We start from the raw sequence: 25,605 nt of genomic DNA on the forward strand, positions 1-25,605 counted from the left end.
TTCTCGCGGGATGCGATCCGGCCGGCCCGCGCTCGCGCCGGGGCCCGGGTTCGCGGGCCCCGGCGCGGACGGAGGGCTCAGCTGGGTTCGGGGACCTTCTCGGCGCGCGCGTCCAGCAGCCGCCGCCCGGACAGCGCCAACGGCGCCGCGATGAGGACGGCGACGAGCATCACGGCGGCGGGCACCAGGGCGGTGCCGGTGAACAGCCCGCTGGAGACGCCGGTCAGCACGGTCACCAGCAGGGCGCGGGAGCTCATGGTCAGCGATGAAGCGGCACCGCCGAGTTCGGGGACGACCTCCATCGACCGGCCGAACACCACCGGGTAGCAGATGGCGAAACCGACGCAGAACAGCGCGATCGACGCCGTGGTCGCCACCGCGCCGCCGCCGAGCAGCAGGAACAGCACGACCCCGGCCAGCGCCGCGCCGAAGCTGATGCGGACGGTGGACTCCGGCCCGCCCAGCAGCGGGATCACCTTCGTGGCCACCATGCTCGGGATCGCGAACGAGGCCACGATCACCAGCAGGTGCGCGGCGAACTGGAGCGTGGTGAGCCCGAAGGCCTCGACGTAGAGGAACGAGCTGGAGGCGATGAACACCATGTACGAGGCGAACAGCAGGCTCGGCACCAGCGACGTCGCCACGAACAGCCCGCTCCCGAGCAGCCTCCGGTAGTCGCCGACGACCTTGCGGGCACCGCCCCGGTCGAGCTGCCCCTTCGTCTCCGGCAGGAACAGCGCCACCAGCAGCAGTCCCAGCGCGGTGACGGCGAGCACGACCAGGTAGTTGCCCCGCCAGCCGATCGTCCGGTTCACCAGGCCGCCCAGCGGAGGAGCGCACGTCATGAGGATGGACATCGCGGCGTTGGTCATGCCGAACATCGCCATCGCGCGCTCACCGCGGTAGAGGTCGCTGATGATGACGAACACCAGGACCACCGAGGTGCTGGCCCCGATGCCCTGCACGAACCGCGCGGCCAGCAGGAACTCGATGTTCGGGGCGATCGCGCAGCCCAGCGCGCCGACCAGCATGACCGAGTTGCCGACGAGCATCACGGCCCGCCTGCCGAACCGGTCCGAGATCGGGCCGTACACGAGCGCGCCGAGGCAGTAGCCGAGGAAGTTGAGGGTGATGGTGAGCTGCACGACCGACCCCGCGACGCCGAACTCGCGGGCGATGTCCGGGAAGCTCGGCACGGACATGTCGATCTCGATGATGGTGCCGATGAGGGTGATGACCAGCAGAGCCGGGAGGTACTTCCCGGGTGCGGGCCGGGCTTCTTGAGTCATTGTTCCGCTTCTCACGATGGGACGGCTTTCGTGGCGTTCTCCAAGAATTCACCCCACTGCCGCGCGCATTCGGCGGGCTCTTCCAAGTGCGCCATGTGTGACGAATTTGGGATTACCGTAACGCGAGAACCCGGCAGGGACCGCGAATACGCGCGACACACCTTGGGCGAGGTGAAATCGTGTTCGCCGCACGTTAGCAGAGCCGGAATGCGCAACTCGGACAACCGGTCGCAGCGGTGGTACGAACGCAGATTCCCGGATACGTGGAATTCGGTCGGACCCCACATCGCGTCGCGCACGACCGGACTCGTCGCGGCCGAACCGCCCACCAGCGCGTCCGGCCACGGGAGGCGCCTGCACAGGTGCCGCTCGGCGAAGTGCAGCATCGCCTCCGCCTGTTCGGCACCACCCGGAACTCCCCGCACCGCGGAGCTGATCGCCGAGGCCACCCGGGGCGGCAATCCCATCAGCAGGTTCTGCATCTCGCGCTCGTGCTGCCGGACGCTGAGCACCGGGGAGTGCAGCACCACCGACTCCGCGCCCGGCGCACCGCGCAGCAGCAGATCGCAGGCGATCATCGTTCCGAAGGAGTGCGCGTACAGGTGGAAGCGGTCGAGCCCGCTGGCGCAGACGACCTCCGCCAGCTCGTCGACGAACCTGGGCAGCCGCCACAGCTCCGGGTCGGGCGGGCGATCCGACCGCCCGCAGCCGAGCTGGTCGTAGACCAGCACCGGATGCCCGGGCAGCAGCCCGGCCAACGGCCGCAGGTAGTCGTGCGGAGTGCCCGGCCCCCCGTGCACCGCCACCACCGGAATCCCCGGTGCCCCCGGGTTGAGCAGCTCGCTCCACACCCGGCCACCGGGCACCTCGATCCGCCGTCCCGCGCGCGGCGTCCCGCCGTGCTCGGTCATCGCGTCCTCCCCAGGTCCTCGGCGATGCGCGCCACGTGCGGCATCGCGTTCATGCTCAAGTGGTTCCCCGGTACGGCGACCTGCCGCCAGCCGCCGCGGGCCAGCGCCCGCCACCACCGGTCCTGGCCGGCGGGGAAGTCGGCGATCTCCTCCTCGTGCGCGAAGAACACCAGATCGCCCTCGTACGGCCGGGGGACGTAGCGGTGCATGGCCTCGTCGTGCCTGCGCCACGTGTCCAGGTACCTGGGCAGGAAATCGCTGCTCAGCATCTCCTCGAACGGCGTCCCCCGGGCCGATCGGGCGAGGTGGTCGATCTTGGCCCGCAGGCCGTCCACCCGTTCGACCTCGGCGAGCGGGAACATCTCCGCCGGCAGCCCGTAGCGCACCAGGTAGTGCAGGATCTCGACCTCCGACAGGCGCTCCGGCAGGTTGCCGTGCGCGGGGCTGTCGATGAGGACCACCTCGGGCGCGCAGCCGGTGCGCTGGAACACCAGCTGGGCCATCTCGTAGGCGACGATCCCGCCGAAGGAGGAACCACCGAGCCGGTAGGGCGGCTTCAGGCCCAGTTCGTCGAGGGTGTTCAGGTAGGACTCGGCGATCGCCTCGACGGTGTCGAACTCGGCCGCCCCGTCGAGCATCGGCGAGCGGAGCGCGAACACCGGCTGGTCCTCGGGCAGGTGCTGCGCGAGTTCCCGGTAGAAGTACACGTCCCCGCCGATCGGGTGCACCAGCACCAGCGGGGCGACGAGGTCCGGTTCGCCCTGCCGGACGCGGACGACCGGACTCCCGGAAGCCGGTCCCCGGGACGGCTGCCGGAGGTGCTCCAGCAGTGCGGCCGGGGTGTGCCGCGGCAACGACATGAACTCGACGCGGCGTCCGGTCCCCCGTTCGATGCGCGCCGCCAGCTGCACCACCGCGAGCGAATCGCCGCCGTGCTCGAAGAAGTCGTCCTCCGGGCGCACCTGGTCGACGCCCAGCACGGCCCGCCACGCCTCGACCACCACCGAGTCGATGGCGCTCGCCGGGGCCGGGTTCGCCACCGGTGCGGACCGGTCCGGTGCCCGCCCGACCCAGTGCTCCGCGCGGTCGAAGGCGTATCCCGGCAACCGGACCCGATCGGCCGGGGTGAGCTCGAACAGCGCGTCGGCATCGACGCGCGCCCCGGCCGCGTGCGCGGTCCCGAGCGCGGCCAGCGCGGTGGCGTGCTCCCGTTCCGGGTCCGGCATGGCCGCGACGGCGAGCGCCTCCGCGCGGCGCGGGTTCTTGCGCGCGAAACGGGTCAGCGCCCGTCCCGGTCCGACCTCCACCAGCAGCGCGTCCGCCGTCTCCGCCGAGTGGTGCAGGCGGTCCAGGCCGGCGGCGAAGGCGACCTGCTCCCGCAGGTGGCGGACCCAGTACCGCGGGCGGGTCACCTCGTCGGGATCCGCCCAGTCGCCGGTGAGCCCGGAGACGAACGGGAGGACCGGGCGGTGCGCGCTGATGCCGTCGAAGGCGCGCTCGAACTCGTCGAGCACCGGGTCCAGCAACCTGGAGTGGAAGGCCCGTCGCACCGGAAGCCGCCTGGCGACGACGCCCCGCTCGGCGAGCCGCGCGGCGCAGCGCTCGACGGCGTCGACCGGACCGGACAGCACGCAGCTGTCGGCGTCGTTGACGGCCGCGAGGTCCAGGCCGTGCTCGTCGGCACGCGCGTCCTCCGCGGGGAGCGGGACCGCGAGCATCGCCCCTGCCTCGCTGGCCGCCGTCGCCCGCGCTCGGGCGCACACCAGCCGCAGCGCGTCCCGCGTCGAGAACACCCCCGCCAGGCAGGCCGCCACGTACTCGCCCAGGCTGTGCCCGAGCATCGCGGCGGGACGCAGGCCGCGAGCCAGCAGCAACCTCGCCAGCGCGTACTCGGTGACGAACAGCGCGGGTTGGGTCAGCAGCGGCTCGTGCACGCGATCGGTGCGGCCCAGCAGGTCCTCCTCGGCCACGTCCGGGAAGACCTCGCGCAGCACCGCGGCGCACTCGTCCACAGCGGACCTGAACGCCGGTTCGGCGGCGTAGAGCCCCGCGCCCATGCCGCTGTGCTGTGCTCCTTGGCCGGGGAACAGGAAGACCACCGGCCGCCCCGCCCTGGCCGGGACGTGGTCGTCCACCTCGCGGTGCAGCGATTCCCGCAGCGCCACCGGGTCCTCGCCGACGACCACCCGGCCGAAGTCGAACCGGTGCCTGGCGGAGAGCAGCGTGTAGCCCACCCGGCTCAGGTCCGCGTCCGGGTGGTCGGCCAGGTGCGCGGCGAGCGCGTCGGACTGCCTGCGCACGGCCTCCGGCGTCGGCCCGGACACCACCAGGAGCTTCCGGGAGACGCTCGCCGCGCTGCGGGCAGCGGCGGCGGGCGCCTGTTCCAGCACGGCGTGGGCGTTGGTCCCGCCGATGCCGAACGAGCTGACCCCGGCGCGCAGCACGTCGCCGGGCCACTCCCGGTGCTCGGTGCCGATGCGGAAGCCGCTGCCCTCGATCTCCAGCGCGGGGTTCGGCGCGCGGTGGTGCAGCGTGGGCACCAGCTGGCGGTTCTCCAGGCAGAGCACGGCTTTGATGAAGCCGGCGATGCCGGAAGCGGCGTCGAGGTGCCCGATGTTGGTCTTCACCGCGCCGAGCACGCGGTCCGGTCCGCTCGCACCGCCGTCGAACGCCGCGCGCAGCCCGGCGAACTCGATCGGGTCCCCCAGCGCGGTTCCGGTGCCGTGCGCTTCGACGTAGCCGATCGTGTCCGCGACGACCCCGGCACGGCGGTGCGCGGCCTTGATCACGGCGGCCTGCCTGCGGGCGCTCGGGGCGGTGTAGCCCACCTTGTCGTGCCCGTCGTTGTTGATCGCCGAGCCCTTGAGCACCGCGCGCACCGGGTCGCCGTCGGCCAGCGCCCGCTCCAGCGGCTTCAGCACGACCAGCCCGACGCCCTGGCCTTCGACGGTGCCCCGCGCGTCGGCGTCGAACGCGCGGCAGCGCCCGTCCGGGGAGAACACCATGCCCTCCTGGTGCAGGTACCCCTCGGTGCCGAGCTTGCCGATCGAGACCCCGCCCGCGAGCGCCACGTCGCAGTCCCCGGCGAGCAGCGCCACCGCGGCCTGGTGCACGGCGACCAGCGACGACGAGCACGCCGTCTGGACGGTGACGGCCGGACCGGTCAGGTCGAGCCGGTACGCCGTCTTGGTGGGCAGGAAGTCGGGCCGGTTGTGGATCATCGCCTGGTACTCGGCGGCGGGGTCGAGCGGCGCCAGCGCGGGGCGGACGTGCTCGTCGAGGTAGCCGTTGCGCCCGACACCGGCGAACAACCCGATGCTGCCCGGGTGCTCGTGCGGGTCGTGGAAGGCGTCCTCCAGGGCGTGCCACGCGCACTCCAGGAACACCCGGTGCTGCGGATCCATGATCTCGGCCTCGTGTCGGGAGAAGCCGAAGAACCCGGCGTCGAACCCGGCGATGTCCCGCAGCCTGCTCTGCGCGGGGACGTAGTCGGGCCGGTCGAGCAGCTCGGGGTCGACTCCGGCGGCGCGCAGCTCCTCGCGGTCGAGCCGGACGATCGACTCGTGCCCGGCGGTGAGGTTCCGCCAGAACTCGGTGACGTCGTCGGCGTCGGGGAACCGGCAGGCCATGCCGATCACGGCGATGTCGCGCTCCGCCACCGGGCCCCGGACGACCACTTCGGCGTCCGCCGCCGATCCGCCGGTCAGGTGAGCGGCGAGCTCGGCGATCGTCGGACGGGTGAACAGGTCGTTGAGCCGGAGCCGGTGGCGCAGCGGCTCCGCGAGCCTGCCGTGCACCTGGGTCAGCAGCACGGAGTTGCCGCCCAGGTCGAAGAAGCGGTCGTGCACGCCGATCCGCTCCAGCCCCAGCACCTCGCGCCACGCGCGCGCCAGCTCGGCCTCGATCTCGTCCCGCGGCTCCACCTGACGGGACGCGGCCTCCGCGCCGGGCACCGGCAGCGCACCGGCGTCGAGCTTCCCGCTGTGGGTCAGCGGGATCTCGTCGAGGCCGACCAGCGCGGACGGCATCGCGTGCGCGGGCAGCAGCTCGGCCAGGTGCCGCCGCAACGCCTCCTCGTCGACGTCCGGCGCGGCGGGTACGTAGTAGGCCAGCAGCCGCGCCGCCGCCGGTGCTCCGTCCGGGGTGTGCACGCGAGCCAGGCCGTGCCGCACGTCCGGGTGCGCGACCAGCGCCGCGTCCACTTCGCCGAGGTCGATGCGATGCCCGCGCAGCTTCACCTGGCCGTCGCCGCGGCCGAGGAACTCCAGCTCCCCGTCCCCGAACCACCGCACCAGGTCCCCGGTGCGGTAGAGGCGGTGCTCGTCGACGAACCGCAGCGCGGTCAGCTCGGGATCGCCGGCGTAGCCGTGCGCGAGTCCGGCGCCGCCGATGTGCAGTTCGCCGACGGCCCCGACGGGCAGCGGCTCGCCGCCCCTGCCGAGCACGTGCGCACGTTCACCGGGCAAGGCCCGGCCGATGCTCACCGGCTCCGAGTCGGCGGGCGCGCTCCGGTAGGTCCGCGAGGTCGACCAGATCGTCGTCTCGGTCGGCCCGTAGACGTTGACGACCTCCGCGAACAGGCCCACCGCGGCCGTCAGCAGGTGGCGTTCCAGCTTCTCGCCGCCCACCAGCAGGCGCGTGGACCCGGTGTTGCGCAGCACGTCCCGCTTCATCTCCAGCAGGCTGGGGGTCATCTGCACGAAGTCCAGCCCGGCGCAGTCCAGCTCGGGGACCATCGGGTCGGCCAGCACGACGCTGCCACCGGTGAGCAGGGTCAGCCCGTACTCCAGCCCGAAGATGTCGAAGACGTGGTTGGTCATGCTGCACGTGCGCAGCGGTCCGGCACCGGCGAAGTGCTTGCCGCGGACGGCTTCCACCACGCCGGTCACCGACCGGTGCCCCACCACCACGCCCTTCGGGTCGCCGGTGCTCCCGGAGGTGTGCAGGACGTAGGCCGGTTCGTCGCCGCGCATCGCCACGTCCCGGTTCGCCGGGTCCTCCCGGTCGATGCGGGCGGCGGTGTCCGGGTCGTCCAGCACGACGCTCACGAGCTCGGGCCAGCGCCGCGCGACCCGTTCGGCGTGGCGCCGTTCGGTGATCACGCCCCGCGCTCCGCTGCCGCGGATCATGCGGCGGATCCGCTCGTCGGGGTAGTCCGCGTCGACCGGGATGTAGGCCCCTCCGGACTTGAGCACGGCCAGCAGCGCCGTCAGCAGCCGCGGCCCGCGGTCGAGCAGCAGCAGGAACCGCTCGCCCTCGCCCGACGCGCTCACCAGGTGGCGGGCGAGCCGGTTCGCGTCCTCGTTCAGGCGCGCGTAGCTCAGCACCTGCCCCGCGTGCTGCACCGCCGGGGCGTGCGGGTTCCGGGCCGCCTGCTGCTCGAACGCGCGGTGCACCAGGGGCTGTTCGGGTTCGGCGGAGCCGGTGTCGTTCCAGTCCGCCTGCCGCGCCAGGTCGGTGTCGTCCGCGAGGACCAGTCCGTCGGCGGCCGACTCCGGGGCCTCGGCGAACCGCGCCAGCACCGACTCCACGCCGCGCAGCAGCCTGCGCGCGGTTTCCGGTGCGATCAGCTCGGCCGCGAAGTCCAGCACCAGGGCCACGGCCTCGGCGTCCTCCACGGCGGACAGCACGAGCGGGTAGTCGCGCTTCTGGTGCCGGAAGCGGAAGACGGGGTGCGGTTCGGACCGATCACCTCGGGAGCCCGGGTAGTTCTCGTAGATGAACAGCGTGTCGAACAGTCGCCTGTCCGGCGGTTGCAGCGCCGCGAGGTCCACGGCGCTGCGGGCGTTGGCCTCCTGCACCGCGTCCTGGAGCTCGCGGACCTCGTCGAGGAGCGTCCCCGACCCGTCGTGCCGCACCACCAGCGGCACGGTGCTCAGGAACAGCCCGACGGCCTCGTCGATGCCGTCGGCGGGCAGGTCGCGGCCGGCCAGCACGGTGCCGACGACGGTGGTGGTGCTGTGGCCGTAGGCGGCCAGCAACCGGTGCCAGGCGTACTGCAGGACGGCGTTGAAGGTCACCCCACCGCGCGCGGCGGCGCCGCGAACGCGCTGGAGCAGGTCGGCGTCCAGCGCGCCGACCTCCTGGCGCTGGTCCTCGACCTGCGACCGGGTGCCCAGGTCGACGTGCCGCCGCTCGGGACGCAGCAGCCCGCCGAGGTCGCACGAGCCGTCCAGCCCGCGCACCCGCTCCCGCCAGTAGGCGGCGTGCTCGTCCACCAGCGGCCGCAGCCGCCGGTGCACGGCCGGCGCGTGGTCGGCCGGTCGCGGGACCGGGCGGCCGTCGCGCAGCGCTCGGTACGCGTCGTGCACGGCGTCCACCAGGATCGGGCTGCTCCACCCGTCGAGGATCGCGTGGTGGGTGTTGAGCAGGCAGGCGTACCGCCCCTCGGCGAGCCGGCACAGCCGCACCCGGAACAACCCCGGCGTGCCGGTGTCGTACGGCGTGGCGCGGTCTTCGGCGAGCAGTTCGTCGAACGCTCGCCGCGGATCGGGATGTTCGGCGAGGTCGAGGTAGCGCCAGTTCAGCTCCGCCCGCCGAGCGATGACCTGCACCGGTTCCCGGCTCCAGTCGAACAGCGTGCGCAGCGCGCTGAACGAGTGCTGCGCGGCCTCCCACGCCTGCCGCAGCGAGTCCGGTTCCAGCTCGGCGTGGTAGTCCCACACCACCTGCACCCGGTAGGCGTCGTCGACGTCCCCGTTCCGCATCGCGTGCGCCAGCAGCCCTCGCTGGAGCGAGGTCGCGGGCAGCACGTCCTCCAGCTCCCGATCGGCCTGCACCCGGTCGAGCTGCTCCTGCGGCAGGACGCCGCCGATGTCGCTGGCGGTGAGGTAGCCGCGCGGCTGGTCGGCGGTCGCGGCGACCAGATCCGTGAGCTGGCGGCGGAAGGCGTCCGCCAGCAGCGCGGCCCCGGCGTCGGGCAGTCGGGTGCCGAGCCGGAACCGCAGCCGCCCGCCGACGACCAGCCCGGCCAGGTTCACCGCGTGGGGCAGCGCGTTGTCCGGGTGAATCGCCCGCCCGGCGGGCTCGGCGGTGATCCGCCAGTTCTCGCCCGTTCCGCCGTCCAGCTGGCCGAGGTAGTTGAAGCACACGGGCGGCAGCGGCCGGTCGTAGCCGATCAGCGTCCCGTAGTCGGCGCCGTTGCCGGGCACGGCGCGCAGCGACTCCTTGACGTCGATCAGCGTCGCCACCGGGGTCTCCGAGGTGCGCAGCGCGAACGGGTACAGGGAGGTGAACCAGCCGACGGTGCGGGTGATGTCGAGGTCGTCGCCGAGGTCCTCGCGCCCGTGGCCTTCCAGCACCACGCCGTGCTCGGTCGCCCCGGTCAGTTCCGTCAACGCCGCCGCCAGGGCGGCGAGCAGCAGTTCGTGCACTCCGGTGCGGAGGAACCGGGGGCAGTCGTGCAGGACTCGGCGGGTCAGCTCCGCGTCGAACTCCAGCTCCGTCTCGACCGGCTCGCGGTGCGGCCGGAGCGCCGCGGGAACCGGAACGGTGACGGCGTCCCAGTGGGGCAGTTGACCGGTTTGGGCGCGCGCCCGGTCGGCCGCCGCCCGGGCCCACTGCCGGGTGCTGGTGGACTTCGGACCGAGCCGCTCCCCCGCGCAGGCGGAACGGAGATCGTCGACGAGGATGCGCCAGCTCACCGCGTCCACGGCGACGTGGTGCACCGCCAGGAACAACCGGTGCCCGCCGTCGTCGTACCCGTGCAGCCGTCCGACGGCCAGCAGCGGGCCGGTGCGCAGGTCGAAGTCGGACTGCCAGCTGGTGAGCACCTCGTCCAGCGCGCTGCTGAACCCGGGGGTGCCCTCGGCGGCGGGCAGGGTGCGCACGTCCAGTTCGCGGATCTCGGGGCACACCACGTCCGGGTCGTAGCGGTAGCCGTCCGCCGATTCCCGCAGCCGCAACGCGTCGTGCCGGGCGAGCACGGCGGTCACCGCGCCGCGCAGCACGTCGGTTCCCAGCTCCGGCGTCTCGATCAGGAACGCCTGGTTCCAGTGCTGCGGGCGGGGGAACCGCTGCGCGGCGAACCACGAGTGGATCGGCAGCGGTGGTGCTTCACCGTCGAGGACGCCCTGTTCGGCTCGCACCTCGCGGCGCGAGGTCGCGTGCGGCAGGACCTCCGCGCAGAAGCTCTCGATCGTGCGGTGCGCGAACACGTCGCGCACCGCCACGGCGAGGCCGAGTTCGCGGCGCAGCCGGCTCGTCATGCGGATCGCGACGATGCTGTCCACGCCGGCGCGCAGCAGGTCGTCGCGGATCCCGAGCCGCTCGCCCGGCACGCCCAGGACTTCGGCCCACAGGTCCCGCAACCGCAGCTGGTCGGCGGTGCGCGGAGCGACGTGCGCGGGAGCGGCGGGCGCGTCCACCTCGGGCAGCGCGGACCGGTCGAGCTTGCCGTTCGGGCTCAGCGGAGGTTCGGCCAGGTGCAGCAGCCGTTCCGGAACCATGTACGCGGGCAGCCGTTCGGCGAGCAGCGCCCGCAGTTCCGCGGCGTCGACCCGCTCGCGCGCCACGTAGTAGCCGACGAGGGACTGGACGCCGCCGACGTCGCGGACGTCCGCGACGGCCTGCTCCACGCGCGGATGCCGGGCGAGGGCGCTCTCGACCTCGCCCAGCTCGACGCGGTAGCCGTTGAGCTTCACCTGGAAATCCGTGCGCCCCAGGAACTCCATCCACCCCGAACGCGACCACCGCCCCACGTCCCCGGTCCGGTACAACCGACCCAGCACCGGATGCTCCACGAACCGCTCCGCCGACAGCTCGGGGGCTCGCCAGTAGCCCAGCGCGACCCCCGCGCCGCCGATGTGGATCTCACCGGGCACGCCGACCGGTGCGTGCGTCCCGTCCGCGGTGAGGACGTACATGCGCTGCCCCGGCATCGCCACGCCGTACGGAACGCTCACCCAGCCCGGATCGACCTCGCCGACCTCGAACCACACCGACCAGATGCTGCCCTCCGTCGCACCGCCCAGGCTCACCACCAGCGCACCGGGCACGAGGTCGCGGATGCGGTCCGGGAGGTTCGTGGGGATCCAGTCGCCGCTCATCAGCACCAGCCGCAGCGGTGGGAGCGGTTCTTCCTCGTCGACCAGCAGGCCCGCCAGCTGCGGCACGGTGTTCCACACCGTCACCTCGTGCCGTCGCACCAGCTCGGCCCAGTGCGCCGGATCCTTGGCGCGCCGCTGCTCGGGGAACACGACGGCACCGCCCGCGGCGAGCGGTCCGAACAGGTCGTAGACCGACAGGTCGAAGCTCAGCTCCGAGACCGCGAGCACCCGGTCGGCGGGCCCGATCCCGAACCGCTCGTTGACCGCCAGCACCGTGTTGAGCGCACCGCGGTGGGAGATCGTGACTCCCTTCGGCCGCCCGGTGGAACCCGACGTGAAGATCACGTACGCGACGTCGTCCGGTGCGACGGCCGGCAGCGGGACGTCCACCGGATCGGCCGCCAGCGCCTCCTCGATCACGATCAGCTCGAACGCGGCGAGGCCGTCGCGGACCTCGGCGCGCTCCCACTGGGCGCGGGAGACCAGCACCGAGCTCGCCCCCGCCTGCTCCAGCACGTCGGCCAGTCGCGCGACCGGCCATTCCACGTGCAGCGGCAGGTACCCCGCCCCGGCCCGCATGATCGCGGTCGTGGCCAGGACCTGCCCGTACCCCTTCTCCGCGAGCACCGCGATCAGCGCCTCGGACCGCCCGGTCAGCAGCCGTGCGACGTGGTCGCCGTCCGCGACCAGTTCGCGGTGCGTGTGAGCGCGCCCCGTGCCGACGTCGACGACCGCCACCGCGTCCCAGCGGTCGTCCGTCGCGCAGCGGGCGCGGTGCGCGCCGAACAGGGTCTCCTCGGCCGCTTCCCGTTCGGCGTCGTTCGCCGCCGCGATCAGCGCGCGGTCGGCCTCCGGGGTGTAGCGGTCCTTCGGCAACGTCCAGTCCCCGTCGGCGAGCCGCTCGATCAGCCCGCGCAGCAGCAGGTTGAAGTGCTCGATGTCGGCCCGGTGGAACAGCTGCTCCACGTAGAGCCACTTCGCGGTGAAGCCGTCCGGAGTCCGCACCGCCTGCAGGTCGATCCACGCCTGCGACGTCTGCGCCTCCCAGTACCTGCCGGACCGGTCCTCGTCGTCGCTGAGGTGCGCGGCGCCCTCGAAGTCGCGGGTGTCCCCGCCCACGGCACCGGTGAACACGATCGGCGAGACCGCCTTCGCCGTGTCCAGCCCGTTCGTCCGGGCGGCGTCGCGCTGCACCTGCACCCCCGAGTACAGGGCGTGCGACACGTCCTCCCACAGCACGTCGTGCGTGCGACGCGCGAGCAGTTCGGCATCGCGCGACTCGTCGATGAAGTGGTGCAGCACCGTGGAGGTGAAGTTGCCCAGCACCTCCCCGACCTCGGGCAGCACCGGCAGGCGTCGCGCGACGGTGACCGTGATCGGGAACTCGGTCGTCCCGGAGTGGTGCGCGAGGACGCTGCCGAACAGGGCGAGCAGCACCGAGGACGGCGACAGGCCCCGCGCCGCGGCCTGCTCGGCGAACCGGTCCCAGACCTCGGCCGCGACGTGTTCGCTGTGCTCGGCGAAGCGCGGGTGCACCACCGCTTCCGGCGGTGTCCGGAACGGCAGCGCGCAGCGGGCGGGCATCTCGGCCAGCCGCCGCTGCCAGTGCGCGCGGTCGTCGGCGTACCACTTCGAGGAGCGCAGCAGCTCGACGTGGTCCTGGTAGTCCTTGAAGGTCGCGGCGGGAAGCGCGGGCGGTGCCTGCTCACCCCGGTACAGCGCGTCGAGCCGGCGCAGCAGCGCCAGCCTGCTGCGCACGTCCACGGTGATCAGGTCGAAGCCCGCGTGCAGCACGCACCGGTCGGGGAACCTGCTGACCTCGAAGGCGAACAGCGGGAACGACTCGGGGTCGTGCACCTCGTGCGACATGCGATCGCGCACGTCGAGCAGCAGGTCCTCGTCCCCGTCGGCGAACTCGTGCACCCGCACCGCGTAGTGCGGCACCTCCGAGGCGGGCAGCACCCGCTGGGCCAGCCGCTCCGTCGAGAACACCGTGCGCAGCACGTCGCACTCGGCGACGAGCCGGTTGATCGCGGTTTCGAGCCGCTCGACGTCGAGGTGCGGGTAGACGTGCTCGGTGTAGACGTGGTTGGCGACGTTGCCGATCTCGTAACCGCCGAGGCGGCCCACCAGGTACGCCTGCTGGAGGTCGGTCATGGCGAACCAGCCGTGCGGATCCGCGCCGATCGCCGCGGGCAGCTCGCGCAGATCGGCTTCGCCGCCCACGGCCGCGAAGTCGCTCGGGGTGTAGCGGACCGACTCCCGGGTTCGGCAGTGCTCGACCACGTCGGTCAGCGCCCGCTCCAGGGCGTCGCGCAGCGCCTCGGTGGCCGCCGGGCCGATCCCGCTGTCCAGTCGCATCCGCAGCCGGCCGCCCGAGATCTCGGCGAGCACGGACACCGCGGCGCCCGGTGCGACGCCGTCGGGCATCGTCTCGCCGGTCTCGCCGCGCACGATCTCCCAGTCACCGGTGCCACCGTCGAGGTGGCCGAGGAAGTTGAACCACACGGCCGGCAGGTCCCGGTACCCGAACAGCGGCCCGTAGGACAACCCGCGCCCGGGGATCGCGCGCAGCTCCTCCTTCACGGCCCGCACCGCGGCGCCCGCATCGGGCTCGCCGCGCAGCCGCACCGGGAAGAACGTGGTGAACCAGCCCAGGGTGCGGGTGACGTCGAGCCCGGTCGCGAACTCCTCGCGGCCGTGCCCCTCCACCAGCACCTCGTGCGCCTCCTGCCCGGTGGTCTCGCGCAGCGCGCGGGCCAGCGCGGTCAGCAGCAGGTCCTCGGTGCTGGTCCGGTAGGCGCGGTGGCAGTCCCCGACCAGCAGCGCGGTCTCCGGCTCGCCGAGCACCACGTCCGCGCTGAGCGCGGGATGCGCGCTGTCGAGCGGGAAGGCACCGCCGGCACCCCGCCTGTCGAGCCAGAACGCCCGGTCCGCTCCGAAGTCGTGCTCGGCGAGGGCGCGCGCCCACTGCCGGTAGCTGGTGCCCTTGGCGCCCGGCGAACGCCCCTCGTAGAGCGAACGCAGGTCCTCGGCCAGGACCCGTTGGCTGACGCCGTCCACGATCAGGTGGTGCAGGGCGAGGAAGACCCTGGCGCTGCCATCGGCGAAACCGTGCAGGTAGCCGAACGCGTGCAGCGGCCCCGAGTCGAGGTCGAAACCGCGCTGCCACGCGGTGAGCGTGGCGCGCAGCGCGGTGGTGAACTCCTCCCCGTCCTCCGCTCCCGGCAGTGCGCGCACGTCGAGGACGTGCAGCCCCGGGTGCACCGGGTTCTGGACGTAGTGCTGCGCGCCGTCGGGTCCGATGCGGAGCCGGAACGCGTCGTGGTGGGCGGTCAGCTCCCGCAGCGCGGCGTCGAGCCGGGACGGCTCCAGCTCGGGGGTGCGCACCTGGAACGCCTGGTTCCAGTGGTGCGGGCGGGACAGCGGCAGGCCGAGGAACCAGGACTGGACGGGCAGCAGGTCCGCTGGCCCCACCGGAAGGCCCTGCTCGCGGAGCACCGGTGTCTCGGCGGCGGGCCGTTCGGCGGGGCCGTCGACGCGCTCGCGCATCCGCTCGACGGTGCGGTGGGAGAAGACCTCGCGGACGGTGATCGCGGAGTCGAGGTGCTGGCGGAGCCAGCCGGTGAGCCGGATCGCGACGAGGCTGTCCAGCCCCAGCCGCGACAGGTCGGCGCGCGTGCTGAGGTCCTGCGGCCGGAGGCCGAGCGCGGCCGCGCACAGCTCGCGGATCCGCGCCTCCCGCTCGTCGCGCGGCTCGGTGAACTCCGCCGAGCGCAGCACCGTCGGCTCGGGCAGCGCGGCCCGGTCGAGCTTGCCGTTGGCGGTCACCGGAACGTCGTCCAGCCGCACCAGCGCGGCGGGCACCGCGTGTTCCGGCAGCACCGCGCGCAGCAGGGAGTCCAGCTCGTCGTCGAGTTCCCGGCCGGACACGTAGTACCCCACCAGCCGCTCATCGCGGACGACGGCGGCACCGCGGCGCACCTCGGGGTGGCGTTCGAGCGCGGCCTCGATCTCACCGAGCTCGATGCGGAAACCCCGCACCTTCACCTGGGAATCGGCGCGCCCGACGAACACGACGTCGCCATCGGTCAACCGCCGCACCAGGTCGCCGGTGCGGTACAACCGCTCCCCCGGCACCGCCGGATCGGGGACGAACCGCTCGTCGGTCAGCTCCGGCAGGTTCAGGTACCCCCGCGCGAGGCCCACCCCGCCCAGGTGGAGCTCCCCGATCGCGTGCGCCGGCAGCGGGATCCCCGCCTCCGCGAGCACGTGGACGCGCATGTTGTCGATCGGCGCGCCGAGCCGCACCCGCTCCAGCCGGTGATCGCTGCAATCGTGGTGCAGCACGTCGATGGACGCTTCGGTCGGCCCGTACAGGTTGTTCACCCGCACGCCCGGCAGCAGCTCGTGCACCGCGCGCACCTGCCCGAGCTTGAGCTCCTCACCGCTGCAGAACAACAGCCGCAGGCCGCGCAGCGCCGCCGGATCGGGTCCGCCGGGCGACCGCAACGAGTCGGTGAAGGCGGCGAGCATGGACGGCACGAAGTGCACCACCGTGACCCGCTCGCGCTCGATCAACCGGACGAGCCGCTCCGGGTCCTTGTGCGCGCCCGGTTCGGCGAGCACGACGGCCGCGCCGAACCAGTTGGCCCACAACAACTCCCACACCGACACGTCGAAGGTGTAGGGCGTCTTCTGCACCACCCGGTCGGCGGGACCGAGCGGGAAGCGCCGGTTCATCCACCGGATCCGGTTCACCAGCCCCCGGTGCTCGCAGAGCACGCCCTTCGGCCGGCCGGTGGTTCCCGAGGTGTAGATGGCGTACGCCAGATCGCGACCGCGCACGGGAATTCCGGTCGGGTCGGAGGGAAGTCCTCGTCCCAGCTCGGGATCGTCGACGGCCAGCGCCGCCACCTCTCCGGCCCACGACCCGGCTCGCTCCTGATCGGTGAGCACCACCGGGGTCGCGGTGTCGTCGAGGACGAACCGCACCCGCTCCGCCGGCCACTCGGGATCCATCGGGACGTAGGCGCATCCCGCCTTGAGCACGCCGAGCACGGCGACCAGCAGGTGCTCGCTGCGGTCGAGCAGCAGGCACACCAGGCTCTGCCGCTCGACCGCGTGCTGGTCCCGCAGCACCCGCGCGAGGCGGTTCGCCCGCTCGTCCAGCTCGCGGTAGGTCAGGACGCGATCCCCGAACACCACGGCGATCCCGTCCGGCGTGCGGCGCACCTGCTGCTCGAACACGCCGACCGCGTCGTCCGGGCCCCCGTGGTCCACCGCGGTCGCGTTGCCCGCCTCCAGCGCTCGCAACCGCTCCGCGGCGACCAGCCGCAGCGAGGACAGCGGGGCGTCCACATCGGAATTCATCGCCGAGGCCAGGCACACCAGGTAGGAGTCCAGCAGCTCCGCCACGAGTTCCGGCTCGTAGCGCGCCGCGGCGCAGGTGGCGGTCAGCGAGGTGTCGTCGCCCTCGTCCTTGGCGATGACCGAGATGCCGAACTTCTCCGCCACGTCCGCGTAAGGCAGCACGCGGTGCTCGGTTCCGGATCCCCCCGGCACCGCCCGGAAGTTGTGGTAGGTGAACAGCACCCGGACCAGCTCGGCGAGATCGGCGCCGCCGCCGGGAAGCTCGTCGGTGAGCTCCTCCAGGTTGAGCTGCTGGTGCTCGTTGAGCCACAGCACCTCCTCGTGCACCCGGCGCGCGTTCGCCGCGAACGACTCGCCCGAGCGGTGCTCGGCGAGCACCGGCGCGGTCGCGATGAACGGCCCGACCGCCGATTCGAAGCCCGCGGGGCGGTTGCCGATCGCGGTGGCCACCGGGAATCCCGAGCGGCCGCCGGCGAAGGCGGTCAGCACGTGGTGCAGGGCGGTGAACAGGACCGCGAAGGTGCTGATCCGGTGCTCGTGGGCGAAGTCCAGCACCGAGCGGTGCAACCGGGGCCCGAGGCTCCTGGTCGTGGTGACCGCGCTGTTGTCGGCCGCCGGGTCCGCGACGTCGCCGAGGGCCAGTTCCTCGGCACCGGCCAGCCGCCGGGCGAGCTCCGCGCGGGCGGCGCGATGCTCCGGGGTGCGGGCCTCGACCTCCTGGTGCGCCGCGTGGTCGGCGAAGTCCGGTTCCCGGTCCAGATCGGTGCGCGGGGCCGGGGTGTCACCGCGGGCGAAGACGTCGTGCAGCTCGGCCAGCTTCCCCGCCAAGACCTCTGCGGAGGGGGCGTCGGAGAGCATGTGGTGGTGGGTGAGCCCGACGACGACACCACCGCGATCGGTCAGCTCCACCACCTCCGGCAGCACCAGCGCTCCGCCGTCGAGCGGGAACTCGGTGCGCGCGCGGTCGTCGCGCAACGCCGCCAGCTCCGCCGACGGAACGCGGGCGGTGCCGATCTCGAACGATTCGACGGGCAGCGGGTCCCAGCCGAGGTCGTCGCGCACCCGGGTCCGCAGGATCGGTTCGCGCTCCAGCAGCGCCCGCACCGCCTGCCGCGCGAACTCCGGTTCGGCTCGCGGGAGGTCCACGAACAGCGGAATCGTGTAGGTGCAGCCGAGCGCGTCGATCCGGCTCTGCAGGTACATTCCGCGCTGGACGGAGGTCAACCGCCGATCGCGGCGGTGTTCCGGGACCTTGCACACCGCGGTCGTTCGCGCTCGCTCCGCCGAATCGATCCGGTTGACGCGCAGCAGCTCCAGCAGTTCGTCCTTGGCCTCGACCACCCGGTCCCGCAGTTCCGGCGGGAAACCCCCGTCCTTGTCGTGGGAGAACCCGAGCCGGCCGTTGTCCTTGCGCCAGACCAGCACGCGCGCCGCGCGGAGTTCGTGCAGCAGCTCCAGCTCACGCATCACAGCTCTCCCTCTTCCCGGTCCGCCTCGGTGTCGGCCCCGAACCGCGTGGCCAGACCGGCGATGGTGTTCACCTCGTACAGATCGCGCAGCGACATCTCGTAGCCCAGCTCCTGCTGGAGAACCCGGACCAGACGCATCGCCGCCAGCGAAGTGCCGCCGAGCGCGAAGAAGCTCTCCGCCGCGCTCAGCTCCTCCGGCGCGCGGTGCAGGACGCGCGCCCAGGCCCGCGCGAGCGCCCACTGCGCCGGGCCGTCGGGCTCGACGTGAGCCGACGTGACCCGCACCGCGGGCAAGCGGTCGATGGCGACCTTCCCGTTGGCGCTCAACGGGAGTTCGCCGAGCACCGCGTAGCCACCGGGCAGCATGTAGGCGGGCAGGGCGTCGGCGAGCTCGGCGGTGACGACGTCGACGAGCTCGTGGAGGTCCGCCCGGCTGCTCGGCGCGGAGAGATCCTCGGCCGGGACCCGGCCGGCGACCATCGTGTGCACCCCGCGCTCGGTCGGGTGGAACCCCAGCGCGCAGGTTCCGATGCCCTCGGCGTGCAGCCGGTCGCGCAACCGCTGGAACAGGAACCCCGCGGACAGCCGGGCCGCGTCGGTGTCCTCGCCTTCCCAGGTGACCACGGACCGCCCGGCGCGCAGGACCGCGTGCGCGTCGGTGACGCGGTCGAACACGCCGAACTCGGCGAGGTCCAGGCGGCGGGTGCCGTCCTGCTCGGTGTACTCGTCGGCACCGGTGCGCGCGAACGCGGCCATCCGCAGCGGCTCGGGCGCGAAGCCGCCTGCCCCGGATCCGGGGCGCACGCGGCACAGCACGGTGTCCTGCTCACCGATCCGCTCGTCGGTGATCTCCACCTCGCAGGGCACTCCGCGAGCTTCGAGCTCGGCGGTGAGCAGGCCCAGCAGGTGCCCGGCCTCCAGCACGGCGAACTCGCGGGACCGCTCCCCCTGCAGCGGGACGATCGCCGGCCAGTGCGCCACCAGCGCGATCTCGTCCCCGCCCCCGAGCACCCGCCCGGCCAGCGGATGCGCGCGGAGTTCCCCGGTCAGCGGATGGTGGTAGTGCGCACCGCGCAAGCTCGGCTCCGTGATGCCGGCGAACACGCGCACCCCGTAGGTCCCACCGGCGGACGGGTAGCGGTACTTCGGCGTCGCCCGGCCGGGCAGCTCCACCGCGGTGCAGCTCCCCAGCACCGCGCCCCAGCCCGGGGCGTCGAGCCGGGCGTGCTCGCGGATCGCCGGGACCGAGTCCCGGACCTCGTCGTGCCACTTGCGGAGCAGGCCGGGATCCACCTCCTCGTCCAGGAAGCGGCGGTAGCTCTTGGCCGCGGCGTGCACCTCGGGATCGGGCGCGTGGCCGAGCCGGTGCACCGGTTCGGCGTCGTGCAGCACCCCGTGCCCGGCCAGCAGGAAGCCCGCGCGGTCGACCTCCGGGTCCCCGCCCTCGCCGAGCCGCCGTTCGGCGGCGACCAGGTGCCCGACGAGCCGCTTGCCGTCCGCGTCGTCCTGGACGGTGACCACCGCGCGGTCCACGCCGGGGAGGCGGGACAGCTTCGCGGTGATCTCCTCCAGCTCGACGCGGTAGCCGTTGAGCTTCACCTGGAAATCCGTGCGCCCCAGGAACTCCATCCACCCCGAGCGCGACCACCGCCCCACGTCCCCGGTCCGGTACAACCGACCCAGCACCGGATGCTCCACGAACCGCTCCGCCGACAACCCCGGGTCGCCCCAGTAGCCCAGCGCCACGCCAGCGCCACCGATGTGAATCTCACCGGCGACCCCCGCGGGGCAGTGCCCGCCCCACGGATCCAGGACGTACATGCGCTGCCCGGGCATCGCCACGCCGTAGGGGACGCTCACCCAGCCCGGATCGACCTCGCCGACCTCGAACCACACCGACCAGATGCTGCCCTCCGTCGCACCCCCCAGACTCACCACCAGCGAGCCGGGTGCGACGCGGCGGAGCTCGTCGGGCAGCGAGGTGGGGATCCAGTCGCCGCTGAGCAGGAACAACCGCAGCGACGCGAGGGCTTCCGGGTTCTCCGCGACCTGATCGGCGAGCAGGCCGGCGAGCTGCGGAACGCTGTTCCACACCGTCACCCCGTGCCGCCGCACCAGCTCGGCCCACCGGGCCGGATCCCGGGTGTCCTCCTGAGCCGGGAAGACGACGGTGCCACCGGCACCGAGCATCCCGAAGAGGTCGTAGACCGAGAGGTCGAAGCTCAGCTCGGAGAGCGCGAGCACGCTGTCCTCCGGCCCCACGGCGAAGCGGTCGTTGACCGCCAGGATCGTGTTCACCGCGCCCCGATGGCTGATCGTGACGCCCTTGGGGGCACCGGTCGAACCCGACGTGAAGATCACGTACGCGGTGTCGTCCGGGGTGATCTCGGGCAGGCGCACCGCCGGGTCCGGGGTGGCCGCCAGCAGGTCCTCGATCACCACCAGCTCGACGTCGTCCAGCGCGCCGACGTCCGCTCGCAGGCGCTGCTCGCGGGAGACCAGCAACGTCCGCACCCCGGCCTGCGCCAGCACCTCCCCGATCCGGCCGGCGGGCCACTCCGCGCTCATCGGCACGTAGGCCCCGCCCGCGCTCATGATGCCGAGGGTGCCGACCACCTGCGCGTAGCCCTTCTCGGCGAGCAAGCCGATCAGCGCCCCCTCGGCGCCCTCCGCCAGCCCGGCCGCCACCAGGTGCGAGTCGCGGTGCAGCTCGGCGTGACCGAAGCGCTCGCCGCGGGCCGCGTCGACCACCGCGGTCCGGCGGGCGTGGTCCGGATCGTCCTTCCAGCGCTCGCACAGCGACACCAGGGTCTCCGCGCTGCGGGGGCGGTCCTGGTCGTTGGCCCCCGCGATCAGCGCGAGGTCGGCGGAGGGCAGCGGCGGCACCGGGAAGGAATCCGCCTCCCAGTCCAGCTCCGCCAGCCGCTCCAGCGACCAGCAGTACGCCGCGTGCATGTCCTCGACCACCCGCTCGTCGAAGAGCTGCTCGACGTAGTCCCACTCGGCGACGAACCCCTCGGCCGTCTCGTAGGCCTTGTTGTCCAGCCACACCTGCGAGGTCTGCGAGATCGAGTAGTCCACGCCCAGGTACCCGTCGTCGAGCACCAGCTCGAACAGGTTCGCCGAATCACCCGTCCCGAGCGTGCTGGTGAGCACCGCGGGCGCGACGACCTGGTCGACCGGCAGCCCCCGGGTGGTCTTCAGCAGCCGCTGCACGTCCACGCCGTCGAACAGGTTGTGGTCGATGTCCCGGAGCAGTTCGTCGTGCACCCCCCGCAACTTCGCCGCGACGCTCAGCTCCGCGCTCGTGCGGTGGTCGAACAAGCCCAGCACCGTGAAGTCCCCGACCAGGTCGGGCACCTCCGGGTGCAGCGGCAACCGGTTGAACAGGGTCAGGTTCACGCACAGCCGGTCCTGCCCGCTCCACGTGCCCAGGACGCGCCCGTAGACCTCCAGGACCAGGGCGGTGGGGCTGATCCCGAAGCGTCGGCACTTGCCGGACAACTCCCGCCACACCGGCGCGGCGATCACCGCGCTCTTCCGCCGGAAGTGCGGCTTGCCCACCTCGGAGGGGCGCATCCGGACGGGCAGGTTCAGGTCGATCCGGTAGTCGGCGAGCTTGCCCTCCCAGTACTCCTGCGCCTCCCCGAGGAGCTCGCTCTCCCGCACCCGCTCGTAACCCAGCACGTAGTCGCGGTAGCTGACGCCCAGCTCGGGCAGCTCCAGGGCGGGCTCCCGGTAACGGCGCGCCCATTCGCCGAACAGCACGCCGAAGCTGGTCATGTCCACGACGATCGCGTCGAAGCTGACGTGCAGCCGGTGCACGCCGTGCAGCGTGCTGACCACGACGTCGAACAGCGGGTACCGCTGCGGGTCGTAGGTCTTGTGCGACAACCTGCCGCGCAGCTCCGCGAGCTGCTCCGGATCGTGGAACTCGTGGTGCTCCACGCGGTATCGGGGAACCTCGGGCAGGAACCGCTGCTCGCCGTCCTCGAAGACGGTCCGCAGCGCGTGGTGGCGCAGCAGCAGGCCGTTGAACGCCTCCTCCAGCCGCGCCACGTCCAGCTCCGCGTACTTGAACTCGGTGTAGACGTGCGTGGAGAGGTCGCTGAGCTCGAAGTTGTGGAACCGGCCCAGGTAGTAGGTCTGCTGCACGTTGGTCAGCGGGAACGGTTCGTGCAGGTTCGCCCGGTCCACGCCCTCGATCACGAAGTCCCGGTAGGCGAACTCGCCCGCCCCCGAGCGGACCAGCGGGACCAGTCCGCGCACCGACTTCTCCCGGAACAGGTCCCGGATCTTCAGATCGGTCCCCAGCACGCTGTTGATCCGGTTGACCAGCAGGATGCCGAGGATGCTGTTGCCGCCGGACCAGAAGAAGTCGTCGGTGACGCCGACCTCCCGACCCAGCACCGCCTGCCACAGCTCGCACAGCCGGGCCTCCAGCTCGGTGCTGGGCGCGACGTGCCCGGACACCCGGTGCGGCGCCGGGTCGGGCAGGGCGCTCCGGTCCACCTTGCCGTTGACGTTGAGCGGCAGCTCGGCCAGCGGGACGAGCACGGTGGGCACCATGTACTCGGGCAGCGCCGCGGCCAGGTGCTCGTGGATCTCCTCGGTGCGGCCGGGGTCGGTCACCACGTAGGCGGCGAGGAACCGGCCGTCGCCGTGCTCGACGTGGGCGCCGTCGGCGACGACCACGAGGCTCTGCGACACCGCCGGGTGATCGCGCAGCACGTTCTCGATCTCGCCGAGCTCGATCCGGTGCCCGCGCAGCTTCACCTGGAAGTCGTTGCGGCCGGCGAACTCCAGCTCACCGCCCGGCAGCGCCCGGACCAGGTCGCCGGTGCGGTACATCCGCTCGCCCTCGCGCACCAGGTCGGGCACGAAGCGGTCGGCGGTCTGCTCTTCGTCGTTGAGGTACCCGCGCGCCACCCCGCTGCCCGCGACGTGCAGCTCACCGACCACTCCCTCCGGCAGCGGCCTCCCCCGCTCGTCGAGCACGTAGCACCGCGTGTTCGCCACGGGACGCCCGATCGGCACCGGGCCGGGCGCACCGGTGAGCCGGTGGGCCGTGGACCACACGGTCGTCTCAGTGGGGCCGTAGACGTTCCAGCACTCCAGCACCGCTTCGACGAGCTCGGCGGCCAGGTGCGGCGGTAACGCCTCCCCGCCGCACAGCGCCCGCACCGGGAGCCTCCGCCCGCCGAGGCGCGGCACCAGGAGCTGCCACAGCGACGGGGTCGCCTGCATGACGGTGACGCCGCCCCGGTCCACCAGCGCGAGCAGCTTCTCGATGTCGAGCAGGTCCTGCTGCCCGGCGAGCACCACGCACCCGCCGCGCATCAGCGGCAGGAAGACCTCCAGCGTGGAGATGTCGAACGCGATCGTGGTCACCGCGAGGACGCGGTCCGCGGGCCCGAACCGGATCCGCTCGGCGATGTCCGCGGCGATGTTGGCGAAGTTGCGGTGCTCGACGGCCACGCCCTTGGGAACGCCGGTGGTGCCGGAGGTGTGGATGACGTAGGCGAGGTCGTCCGGGTCGACCGCGATGTCCAGGTCGTGGCCCTCGCGCGCCCGCACGGCCTCGCGGGTGTCGGGGTCGTCCAGCGGGACCAGCGGAACGCCGGTGCCGGAGGCGGCCAGCGCGGCGGAGCCGGGGGCGTCGGTGAGCACCAGCGCGGGCTCGGAGCCGGACATGATCAACCCGATCCGGTGGAGCGGCGCGTCCTTGTCCAGCGGAACGTAGGCGCAGCCGAGCTTGAGGACCGCAAGCAACGCGATCAGCAGGTTCGCGTCGCGATCGAGGTGCACCGCGATCGGCGCGCCGCGCGGGGGGCCGAAGCGATCCCGCAGGTGCTGGGCGAGCCGGTTCGCCGCTTCGTTGAGCTCCCGGTACGTCCACACCACCTCCTCGTGCACCAGGGCCGGCGCCTCCGGCGTCCGCCGGGCCTGCCGCTCGATCACGTGGTGGATCGGGGTGGGATCGAAGTTCGCGGGCGCCGGGACGAGTTCGAGGCGGTGCCGGGCGGGTGGGGCGAGCGCGGTCAGATCGCCGAAGGAGCGGGTGCCGTCGCGCGACTCCGGGATTTCTCCGAAGAATGCGTCCAGCTGCTCGGGCAGTCGCGCGAAGAACGGCAGATCGCGCGGGTACGAGATCCTGAGCGCGGCGCGGCGCGGGCAATGCCGCAACACGACCACCGCTCCGGGCGGCTCCGGCGAGTCCCAGCCGACCTGCACCACGAATCCCGAGTCGGGCCAGTCGCCGAACACGTCGGAGAACTCGTAGAAGGGGTTCTCCACAACGCTCAGCGGGACCTCGCCCAGGGCGGCACCGACGTCTCGCACCGCGGATTCGGCGGATACCTCGGCGAACCGCACCAGCGTCCCGGCGGAGGTGTTCACCGCGTGGCTGAACACGGCTCGCTTGCGCGAATTCATCAGCAGTTGCAGCGCCAGCGACAGCCGTTCCAGGTGGAGGACATCGATCCCCGCGGGCACCGCGCGCTCCACGGCGTCCCTGGGCGCCTCCGCGCCGGAGCGAGCCGCCGGGGCGCTCCACCGGACGTGGTCATCGGAGCACTCCCGCCACCGCCGACGAATCCGGCGGGACTCCCGCTCGGCCCGCGCGTACTCCTCGAAACAGCTCTCCCCCGCCCCCTCGGCCGCACCGCCGGGCGCGGTGGGAGCTGACCGGGAAGCATCCCGGCTGAGCTCGATGATCGCGTCCACGCACACGTCGACCAGCGCCTCCCGCGCCGCGACCGCGGTCGGCGGGCGCCCGGCCGCGCCGGGGCACCGGGTGCTGGTGAACGAGGTCGTTCTCCCCTGCTGCCCCAGCTCGCAGGTCGCGACGAGGCCCCCGGACGCTCGCACCAGGTCGAGGCGGAGGCACCCGCCCCCGGTCACCGGGGAGTCGGTGCCGAACACGAGCTCGTGCGCCCACTCGGGTCCGGGAAGGCTCCCGGGCTCCAGCACGACGAAGTTCGGATCGTCCCGGCCCGACCACGATCCCGATGCGTCACGCACGCAGGCGGAATGCCCGGCATCGAGCAGATAACTGACAGCGGAATCTGCGAGCGAACAGAATTCACCGCCGAAAAAAACAGCAAGTCGCCGCACTGAATACCCCTCATCAAGCGAGCGCACGCCACTCGTGAAAAGTCACAGCGGCTTTGCCCGAACAGTCTCCACCGGAACCGCGTCCGGCGGAGCGACGCAGAAGAAAAACGGCGCTCTAGACGACAGACTTCAACTCATACACCCCAGTGCACAGTAGGTCGGCGACCCCAGTCATCACCGATGCACGAACCGTAACAAGACCGGACGGAAGCATCAAGAGCCGATAACTCCCACCCCGAACGCGCCCACTCGCGAACCGTTACGGTCAGCACAGGAAACTACGCAACGAACTGCCGGAAACGCTGGTTGCGTGACATCCCGGAACCACGCCGAACAATCCGGGCACCGTACCCGCACCGCGGGCGGCGACCGCGAACCAGCACACCTGCGTGAGGTGGAA

At 72.7% G+C, this 25,605-nt stretch carries 4 protein-coding genes; all 4 read right to left on the reverse strand.

Going from position 1 to position 25,605, the window contains the following annotated elements:
* Positions 1 to 77: 77 nt before the first annotated feature.
* From ACL03H_RS15585 to ACL03H_RS15600, 4 genes are read right to left on the reverse strand one after another with little or no spacing between them, the layout of a single operon-like run.
* Positions 78 to 1,289 carry an MFS transporter gene (locus ACL03H_RS15585; protein ID WP_412811952.1) on the reverse strand — a complete coding sequence of 404 codons (1,212 nt, stop codon included), beginning with the start codon at positions 1,287 to 1,289 and terminating at the stop codon, positions 78 to 80.
* 11 nt (positions 1,290 to 1,300) lie between these two features.
* Positions 1,301 to 2,200 carry a proline iminopeptidase-family hydrolase gene (locus ACL03H_RS15590; RefSeq protein ID WP_412811953.1) on the reverse strand — a complete coding sequence of 300 codons (900 nt, stop codon included), beginning with the start codon at positions 2,198 to 2,200 and terminating at the stop codon, positions 1,301 to 1,303.
* Positions 2,197 to 18,087, reverse strand: coding sequence for an amino acid adenylation domain-containing protein (locus ACL03H_RS15595; protein ID WP_412811954.1), 15,891 nt, complete (start codon positions 18,085 to 18,087; stop codon positions 2,197 to 2,199). The genes ACL03H_RS15590 and ACL03H_RS15595 overlap by 4 nt, the downstream gene beginning before the upstream one ends.
* A complete protein-coding gene (locus ACL03H_RS15600) occupies positions 18,087 to 25,112 on the reverse strand; it encodes an amino acid adenylation domain-containing protein (protein WP_412811955.1) in 7,026 nt (2,341 codons plus the stop codon). Before ACL03H_RS15600 ends, ACL03H_RS15595 begins: the two co-directional genes overlap by 1 nt.
* Between the last annotated feature and the right edge of the window lie 493 nt (positions 25,113 to 25,605).

The sequence above is a fragment of the Saccharopolyspora antibiotica genome (genome assembly GCF_047200635.1).
GTDB lineage: Bacteria > Actinomycetota > Actinomycetes > Mycobacteriales > Pseudonocardiaceae > Saccharopolyspora_C.